The sequence below is a fragment of the Pseudomonadota bacterium genome, from assembly GCA_030860485.1.
In the GTDB taxonomy this organism is placed as follows: Bacteria; Pseudomonadota; Gammaproteobacteria; order JACCXJ01; family JACCXJ01; genus JACCXJ01.
The window spans coordinates 1-11,026 of the sequence record JALZID010000099.1; the positions used below are offsets into that span (position 1 = coordinate 1).

Below are 11,026 nucleotides of genomic sequence, written 5' to 3' on the forward strand. Positions count from 1 at the left end.
CTCAATGAAGCGGTGCGTCTCTTGGGCCGGCTCGGTGGCCACCTGGGACGCACGGGCGATGGCCCACCGGGAACAGAAGTCCTCTGGCGCGGCATGGCACGCCTGGCCGACATCGAGTTCGCCTACGATCTCTACCACTGAGAGCCCCATCGAATCCCTTCTCAATGCCGGATGGCGCGAGATCCGAGTTGTAACGGATCATGGCTGGCTGTGGCTTCCGGGTAGTTTGCCAAAAGTCGATCTACCGAAGTACCTCACGGCCAGTCGCTGGGCACGTTGTGCGGCTATCAAAGGCGGTTCGAAGGTCGAGGTGCCAACTGTGCGTTGGCATTGGAATGCCCATGAGCGCGTTGCGGTCGCGCCCGGTATCGCCTGTTTTGGCGCCGGCAACGAATATGCCCATGGTGGATTGGGCCTCCAGGAATGCCTGATGCCTGTGATTCGGGTAACGGGTGGGGCCGCGGCCACGAAGCTGGCGACGAAAGTGGTTGATGTGTCGTGGGCGGGGTTGCGCTGCAGGCTTCGGATCGACTCCGGCCAGACCGGCTTGTCCGTGGATCTGCGAATAAAGGTCAAGGACCCGAGCTCGAGCGTCAGCAAGTTGAGACCGGTGGATGCTAACGGCTCGGCAAGCCTTCTCGTCGCCGATGATGAACTCGAAGGCACGCCGGCGGTCGTCGTGGTGCTGGATGCAAGCGGCCACGTGATTACCAAAGAACCCACGATCACCGGGGGTAAGGATTGAAAGTGGAACTCGACCAACTCGACCGTCTGGCGGCGACGGCGTTTGAAGGCTACCTGGTCCGCAAGGACCTGGTGCGCAAGTACACCTGCCAGTATCCGGTTCCGACGTACGTGGTCGAGTTTCTGCTCGGGCGATATTGCGCCGCGACCGATGAAAAGGAGATCGAAGAAGGACTTACCATCGTCGAGCTGCAGTTGGCCGATCGAACCGTGAGAACGGGTGAGGAGGAGCTATTCAAGGCAAGGGCGCGGGACCAGGGATCCATCAAGCTGATCGACCTCGTCAGGGCGAAACTCGATGCCAAGACGGATTCATTCGTCGCCGAGCTACCCAGCCTGGCAATCAAGGATGTACGTATCCACGACAGCCTGGTGAAGCAGCATGAGCGCATGCTCACCGACGGTTTCTACGCCGAGATCACGCTGAGCTACGACGCGGCCATCGCACAGGAGAAGGGGGGACGTCCGTTTGCCATCGATAACCTGCGAGCGATTCAGCTGTCGAAGCCCGACGTGCTGGACACCCTGAAGCGGGCGCGCCACGACTTTACAACGGAGGAGTGGAAGCAGGTCCTGCTACGCAGTGTTGGCCTGGAGCCGGCTGCCCTTTCCGAACGCGCTCAGTTGGTGGCCCTCGTCCGGATGGTGCCGTTCGTTGAGCGCAACTACAACATAGCCGAGCTCGGTCCGCGCGGGACCGGCAAAAGCCACCTGTTCCAGCAGATTTCGCCCTATGCTCACCTGATCTCGGGCGGTAAGGCGACGGTGGCGAAGATGTTCGCCAATAACTCGACCAGCCAGCGCGGACTGGTCTGCCATTACGACGTGGTGTGCTTTGACGAAGTCTCGGGCGTCTCTTTCGACCAAAACGACGGAGTGAACATTCTGAAGGGGTATATGGAGTCGGGGGAATTCTCGCGTGGCAAGGAGAGCATCCGCGCGGAAGGTGGTATCGTTATGGTCGGCAACCTCGACGTCGAGGTTGAGCACCAACAACGGGTCGGGCACTTGCTCAGTTCCCTGCCGCTGGAGATGCGGGATGACACGGCGTTCATGGACCGTATTCACGCCTACGTCCCGGGTTGGGACTTCCCTAAGCTGAATCCCAATGAGCACTTCACCGACCATTTCGGACTGGTCAGTGATTTTCTGTCCGAGTGCTGGAGTCGGCTCCGAACCGGCAGTCGGGTGGCCGTGTTGCAAGGGCGGGTGAACTATGGCGGAGCGCTTAGCGGTCGGGACATCACCGCGGTGAACAAGACTGTAAGCGGCCTGCTGAAGCTCCTGTATCCAGACCCTGAAGCAACCGTCCCGGACGAAGAACTAGAGGAACTCGTCCGGGTGGCCTTTGAGGTGAGACGGCGTGTCAAGGAACAACAGAAGCGAGTCTTCAAGAGCGAGTTCCGGAACACCCACTTCAGCTACGCGATGGGCGAGGACGGCATCGAGAAATTCGTGTCGACGCCAGAGCTGCATAGCGATGAGGCGATCGAGTTGGATCCGCTGCCCCCAGGACAGGTGTGGGGTATCAGCCCAGGTGGGCCGGAGACCGGACCCAGCCTCTACCGCCTCGAGGTGACAGTCGGCCGTGGCAACGGCGTCAAGATACTGAACGCCCCCGTTCCACGGGCCTTCCGCGAGAGCGTGCGATACGCCGAGCAGAACCTTTACACACGTGCAAAGGATCTCGTCGGCGACAGAGACCCTCGCGCCCACGAGTTTTCCGTTCAGCTGCGGGCGATGGATAACGACCGTACCGGCACCGCGCTGGGTCTACCGTCACTCATGGCGCTTTGCAGTGGACTTGAGAAGAGCACGAAAGGTGGCCTGATTGTGGTCGGCGCGTTGAACCTAGGTGGATCCGTCGAATCTTTGGCGAACGCCGTCGGTATCGTAGAAGTCGCCGTGGAGAAGGGGGCGGACACGGTGCTGATGCCAGTTTCGGCCCGAAAACAGTTGTTCGAGCTCTCCGACGACATGGCAACACGTATCAACATCCGGTTCTACTCGGATACGCCGGATGCGCTGTTGAAAGCGCTGCTTGAGTGATTGCGCGAAGAGTGAATGAAGAGCGTTGTGGCCTGATAATGAGACAGAACGCGACTTCGCTTTTTCGGCGTGGCAGATCAGGATAGCGGAGTTTGTGGTGTCGGCGTGGGTAGCGCAGCGACAAAGGTGGGCGGCATGGCGAGCGCCGCCGTGCTCGCCCTATAACCGCGATCCCCGCCCTCCTACCTGTAGCCCCCGCGGGATCGCGGCAGGGGGTCCGCGCAGAACGACCGACCGTGCTAGCTAGCTCAGCGGTCTTCCTGCCGAATCCTTGACCTGGTCCAGGTCTTCCACGGAGCCGGACAGGGTGAAGGTCTGGATCTCTTCATCGCGCACGCCATCACGCTGCGCGATACCGACCGGGTTGCGGTATTCGATGAGGACGCGTTCTCTCTTCGTGTGCTCCGGGAGCGACACCACCGAAACCCCGTGCGGCGGTAGCTTGCAAGTCTGGGTGGCCTCGCAGATGGTCGCACGTAGATCGATGAGCGAGGCCGGTGCCTGTGAGATCCTGAGCGGCCCCCTGCTCCCCGGTGGCTTCACGAGGAAGAGCGGCAGGAAGTACGCGGCGCGACCGCTGTACAGCTTTATCTTTTCATCCAGTGTCCGGGGTTGTGAGGGCTCGGACAGGCTCGATCCGTGATCGGACATCAGGACGATCAAACCGCTGTCGTAGATCGATGAGCGCTCGAGGAACGCGACGAGGCGCAGGAATGCGTCCAGGCCACAGCGCACCTGGACCTTGAAATTGGACCGGGTCCGGGGCCGCTTGGGAGCGAGCTTGCACTCCTCATCGATATTGAGGGGAAAATGCGTGTTCATGAGATGAAGAAACTTGAAGGTCGGCGTCTCGTCTCCGACTCGCGAGCGCTCGGTGAAGGTCTTCAGTCCTCTCAGGGAATCTATCGTCTCCGTTTTCATGGTCGGTAGCTGCTTGCTCAGGGCGAGGCCGTCCCGATAGATGAGGTCGTGCAGGGACGTGGGGGATATGCGCAAGAGACCGTAGTCCAAGAGTCCCAGATAGGAGGCGAGGATCGGCCTGTCGAGCCCCTGGAGCAGGACCGGCAGCTTGACACATGATTCCGTCGGACAACCAAAATAGTAGTGGCCGTACAGGACCGTCGAGTAACCGGCCTTCCGCGCGTCCGAAAAGATCGTGTCCCGATACACGTCCTTGTAGAACTCCCTCAAGGGACCGCCGGTATATATGCGCCCGGAATAGATGGCCGGGAGCGCCCCCAGGGTGATCGGAGCGACGGCCGTGATATTCGGATAATAGACGAAGCCATCGAACCGCTCTGCGAGGTCCCGGTCCTCGTCGAGGAGCTCGGCGAACAGATCGCCCTGGAACGCATCCATAAGGACGATCAGCGTGTTGCGCCGGCTGGAAAAGGTCAGGAGGCGATCGATATCCTGCTCCGTGCAGGCCCGGATCTGGCGCTCCTCATGCTTCGGGTTCGCTATCACGGCATAGCCGACGAAACCGAGCGTCGTAACGAATATCGCCTGGCTCAAGACCCTCGCCCGATCGGGCCATCGAAAAAGCGCGATGACGAGCCCCGGCCAGCATGCCGAGCGCGAGGTGAGATTGAATCGAGGCGCGGCTCAGACCCTTCGCAAACTGCTCGTTTCCGTCCAGGGCCGGGGTCCAGGACGGGAGGAAGACGGCGGCGATGACGACATAGATGACGATGAATCGGCAGGCCGCGAGGAGCATGCGCCGAGGGACGCGCGGGATGAGCCCCAGCGCGGGCGGGCAGAGGGCGATGAGGAGGGCGGGCGGGAGGCCGAACGGGTAGTGGTCCAAGAGGGGGTATTCGACGAACGCGGCATTGAAGAAATAGACGATCGCCGGCAGAAAGACGAGGACAACGAACGCGACCTCTGCACCGGCGCAAAGGAGTGCAGCCGCGGTGTTCCGATGGTGGTGTCCGGGATCGGCGGGCATGGACGTTCGATCGTTATTCGTGGGTCCAAGGTCGTGCCGGTCCAATACCCTGGGGTCCCCGTGCGCACCGTGGAACCACCATCGGGCGCACTAGCTAGCCGCGATCGAACCAATAGAGCGTGCGCCCGGTGGTGGAAACGACCGCAGGGCGCACGATCCGGGCGCGTCGTCCTAGAGCGCTCACGAAATGTCCCTCCGTGTATTCATGGAAGATGTCTTCACGCAGGGCGAGCATGCGCTGTACGGTGGGATCGCCTTAGTGCACGAACTCGATCGACGCCCCGCGGCGCCAGGGACACCAGCCAGGCCACGACCTCGTCGAGCGGAACGTTGCGGCCGATGCAGAGGTGGTGCTGGAAGGCCAGGGCCAGGAGCCCATCGGCGCTGGCGCGATCCGACAGTCCCTTGCGCTCCACGGTGCTCCAGCCCTGAGCCGGGCTCGGGTTGGCGCCGTCCTGGAACAACGGCAGGAACGGCAGCGATCCGCGGATCGCACGCCCATAGGCGCGCTCGAGCGCCTTGTGATCGAAATCGAAGCCGATGACCCGGCCGGCACCGGCCGCGAGCGCCACCTCGGCATATTCGCCGGTGTTGCAGCCGAGGTCCCACAGGAGCGCCGGCTTGACCGCCGCGCAAGGGGCCACGGAACGCAGGATCTCCCCATCGATCTCGTAGACCCTGCCGCTCGGGTCCTTGAACGATCCGGCGTCGGCGATCGCGACGTTCATCTGCGAAAAGACGGTCGAATCGTCATGATTCTGCCATAGTATGTGTTGGGGTTTGGCGCGCGCAAGGACAGAGCGCCTGGGCGGTGGAGGCTATTGGCGCCGACCGAATATTTCGTTCGTGTCGAGAACAGCCTTGACGCTCAGCCCACTGCGAGTCGGAGTGCCAGCGCGCCGGGCTAGCGCAGGTAGCCGCTCTGCCGGAACCACGCGATAGCCTCCGCCAGTGCCTCCTCGGCCGGCCGGAAGCGATAACCGAGCTCGTGCTCGGCGCGGGTGCTGGTGAAGAACATGCGCTTGCGGGCCATGCGGGCACGATCGATGGTGACCGGCGGCTCGCCGGTGCGAAAGAGGCGCGCCAGGCCCTCGGCGACATAGCCGATGGGCAGGATCAGGGCATGGGGCAGCCGCAGCCGCGGCGGGCGGCCGCCGCAGAGCTTGGCGATAGTCGCGAGGATCTCCCGCAAGGTCAGATTGTGGCCGCCGAGGAGGTAACGCCGGCCCGGCTCGCCGCGCTCGAAGGCGAGCACATGGCCCTGTGCCACGTCATCGACATGGACCAGGTTCAAACCGGTATCGACATAGGCTGGCATGCGCCCCGCCGCGGCGTCGCGGACCATGCGGCCCGTGGGCGTGGGCTTTACATCGCGCGGGCCCACCGGCGTCGAGGGATTGACGATCACGGCCGGCAGTCCGTGCTCCGCGCACAGCCCGCGAACCACCTCCTCGGCCAGGAACTTGGAGCGCTTGTAGGGACCGATCATATCGGCCAGGCCGACCGGCGTGTCCTCATCCGCGGGGCTCCCGTCGGCATTGAGCCCGAGCGTCGCGACGCTGCTGGTGTAGACGATCCGATCGACCCGCGCCGCGAGGGCCGCGCGCATCAGCTCGCGCGTCCCATCGACGTTGGCGGCATACAGAGGCCTGGGATCGGGGGCCCACAGGCGATAATCGGCCGCGACGTGGAAGAGCGCGGTGCAGCCCTCGAGCGCCGCCTGGAGCGAGGCCCTGTTGCTCAGATCACCGAGCGCGACCTCGGCATCCAATCCTTCGAGATTGCGGCGATCGCTCTCCGGCCGCGCCAGGACCCGGACCCGGTGTCCCCCCGCGAGCAGGCGGCGCGCCACCGCCGAGCCCACGAAGCCCGTGGCGCCGGTCACCAAGGTGGTCATCCCGCCGCACCCAGAACCTGCCGTTGCTGAATGAATTGCCGGCCGACGAGGACGGCCGCGATGGGCGCGCCGATGGCCGCCGCGATCAGGAACGGGACGAGGCCCTCGAAGGCCGTGACGAGCGGCAGCAAATATAGGACATCCTCGGCCTCGAAGCCGAACCACGCTGCTTGGGCGGTGGCGGCCTTGCCGTGGGCCTCTTCCATCCGATGGCGCAGGTAAAAGATCGCGGTCACGGCGAGGGCGGCTACGATCCCCGCCGGCAGGCCCCAGCCGGCGGCCTCCGAGGACCAGAGGCCGAACCCGATGGCGGCGAACAAGAGCACGTGGAGGAGGGCATCGGTGGCCAGATCGTACAGGTGGCCCGCACGGCTGGTACGCCCGGTCAGACGCGCCAGCTCACCGTCGCTGTGATCGAGGAGGTTGGAGAGCACGAACAGCCAGGCACCGAGGTTTGGCCGCCCGCTCGCGAGGCATGCGAGCGCGGCGAGGCCGACGGTGAGCCGCACGGTGGTGAGATGGTTGGGCCTAACGCGCGTCCCCTGCAAAGGCCGGACGAGCCACAGGGCCAGACGCGCGTCCCAGGGTCTCGCCGCGACCGCGGCGTTCGATCCGCTCAATGGGCGGCCCCCATGTTTTTTATATATACCTAAGCGCGCGCTGTCCCAAGAGGTTCCAGTATAATCCGCCTCTTTGCGCCACCTCCCCGAGAAAAAACGTGCATTCTTCCGGATCGATTCCCACATCGATTCATGCGATGAGCCCCCCCACTCTGGTTCGCGCCCGGCCGCGATGGGCATGCCTCATGGGGGGATTTTTCGCGCTCATGCTCCCGTCGGCGGTTTGCGCGCACGCCATCGTGGTCGAGTCGGTGCCGGTACACGATGCCCGGCTGGAAACGTCCCCCCCCCGCATCCTACTTCGCTTCAATACAAAGATCGAGCATGGTCTCTGCCGCGTCGAACTGGAAGGTCCGGACGGGGATATCGAGACGCCGCTCGACCCGCCGGAGGCCCCCGAGCGCCTGCAGGCGCGCGTGCCGCCGCTCGTCCCGGGCACCTATGTGCTCCGCTACCGGACCTTTTCTCCCGACGGCCACGTGACCGAAGGCGTCCTGCGTTTTCACATCGGGAAGGGTCCGGCGCGTCCATGACCCTCCTCGCCGGACTCCTGGATGTCCTCCTCCGGGGTATCTCGCTCATCGCCTTCGCCACCGCGGTCGGTGGCGTCGCCTATGTGCTCTGGGCCCTGAGACCTCTCCACGAGTGGACCGCCCCGCTCGCCGGGTTCGTGCGGCGTGCACTACGGCTCATCACAGCCGCCGCCTTCACGCTCGCCGGTGCTCAGGCACTCGTCCTGTTCGTGCTGCACCCCTGGACCTTGGCCGATGAGGCCGGCCGCTGGCCGCTCGCGGCATTGCTGCACACCGACTACGCCCGCACCGGGCTCATCACCATCGCCCTGGCCCTGTGCCTCGGCGCGCTCGGGCGCACCCTGATGCGTCGGCCACGGTCAATGCCACTGTGGACCGGGGCGGTCGCGCTGGTGCTGGCCTTACTCGTCAACTCGGCCTGGCTGGCCCATGGCGTCAGCCGCCTCACGCACCGCGAGGTGTTGATGGCCGTCACGGTCCTGCACGTGGCCGGTGCCGCCGCGTGGATAGGCGGGCTCATCCACCTGGCGGGCTTCTGGCAGCTTTGGCGCCGGGAAGGGCATGCGGGCGGCTACGGCCCGGTGGTGCTCGCACGCTTTTCGGACCTCGCGATCGCGAGCGTCGCCCTGCTGCTCTTGCCGGGTCTGTATCTCGCGTGGGTTTACGTCGGCGATCTCGACGCGCTCATCGGCACCGGGTATGGGGTCATGGTGCTCACCAAGGTGGTCCTGCTCCTCGCAACCCTGACGCTCGGCGGCATCAACCTCCTGCTGGTGAAAAGCTGGCGGCGATCGTGGCCGGACCCGGGCCCGGCACGACGCATCCCGGCCCTGGTGGAGGCCGAGGCGGGGCTCGGCGTGACCATCCTGTTGGCCGCCGCGTCCTTGACCTCGCTGCCGCCGTCCATCGATATCGGTGCCGATCGCGCGAGCCCGGCCGAGGTCATGGCGCGCTTCGTGCCCAAGCTGCCGCGCCTCGCCTCGCCGCCGGTGCAAGACCTCCTGGCCAGCGCCGGGCGCATCGACGACACGCTCGCAGAGCGCCAGCCCGCGGAATATGCCTGGTCGGAATACAACCACCACATGGCGGGGATGTTCGTGTTCGCCATGGGGCTTTGTGCCCTCATGGAGCGGCGGCGGGCGGCCCGTTGGGCGCGGCACTGGCCGCTCATCTTCCTCGGGCTCGCCGGATTCCTCTTTATCCGTAACGACCCGCGTGCCTGGCCGCTGGGCCCGGCCGGGTTCTGGGAGAGCATGGCCCTCCCCGATGTCCTCCAGCACCGCCTGGCGGTCGGTGTGGTGGTGGCGGTCGCGCTCTTCGAATGGCAAGTCCGCACGGGCCGCTTGCAAAACCCGCGATGGCGACTGGTGTTTCCGCTCCTGTGCGCGGCCGGCGGCGCGCTCATCCTCACCCACTCGCACGCCATGTTCAACCTGAAATCGGAGTTTCTCGCCGAGGTCTCGCACGCGCCGCTCGGGATCTTCGCCGTCCTCATGGGCTGGGGCCGCTGGCTGGAGCTGCGCCTCCCGGAAGAGGACCGGCGCATCCCCGCCTGGGTGTGGCCGGTGGCGTTCACGCTCATCGGGTTGACGCTACTGTTCTATCGAGAGATCTAGGGCACGAGATCCCCTGCAACCCTCCCGGTGGAACGCTCCAAGCAACCGTTCGGAAAAGGCCGCACCCGACCGTAATCGAAGAGCCATCATTTCGCCGTGCCGCCGAGCCACAGGGACTCGACGCGCCCGGCCGTCAGGGTGATCTGTCCGGGGTACCGATCGCCGCCGTCGATGCTGAACTCGAACCGATAGCGGCGCCGGATGCGGACCCGTCCCTCCGCGTCGCGGGTCAGGTCCAGGCTTGCGAGGGCCACCGTCTGATCGAGGAATTGCATGTCGGCGCGCTCGCACGCCGTTTTGCATTCCCGCAAGGCGAATTCCCTGGCACGCAGGCTGTCCGACCAAAACCAAACCAAGCCGACGATGACCCCGATGGCGAGAAGCGATTCCACGCGCGCGGCCCGGGGGTTCGATGAATCTTCGCCAACGATCGGAAAACCCTCGCTATCGATGTATCGCGCCGTGTGCCTCGAAGAAATCCAGGACCGCGTTGTTCATGGGCGGCCAGTCTTCGTGCGCACCACTGCCCTCGCAATAGAGGGTGGGGACGCCGTTGGCACAGTTCGGATAGGCCACGCAGCCGTGGGCGTCTTTGGGACCCGGGGTGGGATCGCAGCGGTTGCACGCCGCCCACCAGCGCGCGGCCTCGGCCCCGTAGCCCGGAAAGACCGTATCGTTCCGGCTGTGCATCACCATGACCGGCAATGGCTCGGGACAACTATACTCGGCCAGGTCCTTGCTGTTCACGCCCGCGGCGCTGGGGGCGATGGCGTCGGCGGTCCCCCGCGTCTTGGCCAAAAAGGCGATGGCGTCGGCGGCCATGCCGCCGTCGGACTGACCGGTGAGGTAGATGCGGGCCTCATCGATACACCATTTCCTGGCGACGAGCGCGGGGATCGTCGCCAACTCCTCCAGCACCGGGAGGGACAGGCGCAGGTGGTCGGGATAGGCCACGATGAAGCCGCGCGCCGTGGCCTCGGTGGTGAGACCGGTGAGCCCCTCGGTCTCGTAGCGGTTGTTTCCGGCCGCGGCGTACACGACCAGGAGCGGATGGGCGATGGTCGGGTCATAGTTCGCCGGTGTGCGAACATTGAACGGCACCTCTTTCGAGGTTGACTCGTGGTTCGTGATCCCCGCCGCCCCCGAGCGTGAGCCCGGCTCACAACGGGGCGTCTTGGCGTCGTGCCGATAGACGGCCGAACCCATCGGCACCGGCTCGCTGCATGCGCCCAGGAACGTGACGGCGCAAAGGGCGGCGAGGCGGGACAGTCTCGGGCGCGTGGGCGGCATGAGCGATCTTCTTGTTTTCCGGATGGATCCAGGATTGCCACGGCTCTGGCACGGCACTAGCGCTGGACTACAGGGATTGAATCACAGGCGGCAGGCATTGAACCACAGGCGGCAAAGATTGCAAAGGCGGGGCGGACAGGCGGGAGGGCCGCCCCGACCCGCCGAACTATCTCGGCGCCGGCTCGAAGTAGAGACCGTCGTGAGGCGGCTCCAGGGGCGCGGCGGGCGGTTCCGTGCCGGGCGTCGAATTACACGTCCACACCTTGACCTGGCAGTTGCCGCCCGCGCTACGGCATTGGGCGAGCGCCCGGTCCTCGGCCGTGGTCCGG

12 protein-coding genes are annotated in these 11,026 nt (G+C 65.1%); 5 read left to right on the top strand and 7 right to left on the bottom strand.

The window, feature by feature from the left end; all coding sequences use genetic code 11:
• The first annotated feature begins 12 nt into the window (after positions 1 to 12).
• The 3 genes from M3461_05840 (at position 13) to brxL (ending at position 2,793) form a co-directional block, all read left to right on the top strand.
• The gene (locus M3461_05840; protein MDQ3773905.1) at positions 13 to 141 is read left to right on the top strand and encodes a hypothetical protein; all 129 of its coding nucleotides are present in this window, start codon (positions 13 to 15) and stop codon (positions 139 to 141) included.
• Between the two features lie 85 nt (positions 142 to 226).
• On the top strand, positions 227 to 745 hold the full coding sequence (locus M3461_05845; protein MDQ3773906.1) for a hypothetical protein: 519 nt from the start codon (positions 227 to 229) through the stop codon (positions 743 to 745).
• A 2-nt stretch (positions 746 to 747) separates the two neighbouring features.
• On the top strand, positions 748 to 2,793 hold the full coding sequence (gene brxL / locus M3461_05850; GenBank protein MDQ3773907.1) for a BREX system Lon protease-like protein BrxL: 2,046 nt from the start codon (positions 748 to 750) through the stop codon (positions 2,791 to 2,793).
• A gap of 243 nt (positions 2,794 to 3,036) precedes the next feature.
• Here brxL and M3461_05855 read toward each other — a convergent pair whose 3' ends face one another.
• The 5 genes from M3461_05855 to M3461_05875 all read right to left on the bottom strand — a co-directional run bounded on the left by M3461_05855 (position 3,037) and on the right by M3461_05875 (position 7,258).
• A complete protein-coding gene (locus tag M3461_05855; GenBank protein ID MDQ3773908.1) occupies positions 3,037 to 4,308 on the bottom strand; it encodes an LTA synthase family protein in 1,272 nt (423 codons plus the stop codon).
• Positions 4,238 to 4,741 carry a hypothetical protein gene (locus M3461_05860; protein ID MDQ3773909.1) on the bottom strand — a complete coding sequence of 168 codons (504 nt, stop codon included), beginning with the start codon at positions 4,739 to 4,741 and terminating at the stop codon, positions 4,238 to 4,240. Before M3461_05860 ends, M3461_05855 begins: the two co-directional genes overlap by 71 nt.
• 218 nt (positions 4,742 to 4,959) lie before the next feature.
• A complete protein-coding gene (locus M3461_05865) occupies positions 4,960 to 5,469 on the bottom strand; it encodes a class I SAM-dependent methyltransferase (protein MDQ3773910.1) in 510 nt (169 codons plus the stop codon).
• Positions 5,470 to 5,645: 176 nt separating this feature from the next.
• Positions 5,646 to 6,638: an NAD-dependent epimerase/dehydratase family protein gene (locus M3461_05870; GenBank protein MDQ3773911.1), complete on the bottom strand. Its 993-nt coding sequence runs from the start codon at positions 6,636 to 6,638 to the stop codon at positions 5,646 to 5,648.
• A complete protein-coding gene (locus M3461_05875; protein MDQ3773912.1) occupies positions 6,635 to 7,258 on the bottom strand; it encodes a CDP-alcohol phosphatidyltransferase family protein in 624 nt (207 codons plus the stop codon). The genes M3461_05870 and M3461_05875 overlap by 4 nt, the downstream gene beginning before the upstream one ends.
• Before the next feature lie 137 nt (positions 7,259 to 7,395).
• On the opposite strand from M3461_05875, the gene M3461_05880 reads away from it, so the two are divergent.
• On the top strand, positions 7,396 to 7,791 hold the full coding sequence (locus tag M3461_05880; GenBank protein MDQ3773913.1) for a copper resistance protein CopC: 396 nt from the start codon (positions 7,396 to 7,398) through the stop codon (positions 7,789 to 7,791).
• Positions 7,788 to 9,407, top strand: coding sequence for a CopD family protein (locus M3461_05885; GenBank protein ID MDQ3773914.1), 1,620 nt, complete (start codon positions 7,788 to 7,790; stop codon positions 9,405 to 9,407). Before M3461_05880 ends, M3461_05885 begins: the two co-directional genes overlap by 4 nt.
• A gap of 86 nt (positions 9,408 to 9,493) precedes the next feature.
• Here the strand turns inward: M3461_05885 and M3461_05890 are convergent, their stop codons facing one another.
• Both M3461_05890 and M3461_05895 read right to left on the bottom strand, forming a co-directional pair.
• Positions 9,494 to 9,799, bottom strand: coding sequence for a DUF3301 domain-containing protein (locus M3461_05890; GenBank protein ID MDQ3773915.1), 306 nt, complete (start codon positions 9,797 to 9,799; stop codon positions 9,494 to 9,496).
• A 52-nt stretch (positions 9,800 to 9,851) separates the two neighbouring features.
• Positions 9,852 to 10,697: a poly(3-hydroxybutyrate) depolymerase gene (locus M3461_05895; GenBank protein MDQ3773916.1), complete on the bottom strand. Its 846-nt coding sequence runs from the start codon at positions 10,695 to 10,697 to the stop codon at positions 9,852 to 9,854.
• Between the last annotated feature and the right edge of the window lie 329 nt (positions 10,698 to 11,026).

Bases quoted from the DNA above. Each gene is read 5' to 3' on its own strand.
- M3461_05860 (MDQ3773909.1), bottom strand. From the start codon at position 4,741: ATGCCCGCCGATCCCGGACACCACCATCGGAACACCGCGGCTGCACTC.
- M3461_05865 (MDQ3773910.1), bottom strand. From the start codon at position 5,469: ATGAACGTCGCGATCGCCGACGCCGGATCGTTCAAGGACCCGAGCGGC.
- M3461_05870 (MDQ3773911.1), bottom strand. From the start codon at position 6,638: ATGACCACCTTGGTGACCGGCGCCACGGGCTTCGTGGGCTCGGCGGTG.
- M3461_05880 (MDQ3773913.1), top strand. From the start codon at position 7,396: ATGAGCCCCCCCACTCTGGTTCGCGCCCGGCCGCGATGGGCATGCCTC.
- M3461_05885 (MDQ3773914.1), top strand. From the start codon at position 7,788: ATGACCCTCCTCGCCGGACTCCTGGATGTCCTCCTCCGGGGTATCTCG.
- M3461_05895 (MDQ3773916.1), bottom strand. From the start codon at position 10,697: ATGCCGCCCACGCGCCCGAGACTGTCCCGCCTCGCCGCCCTTTGCGCC.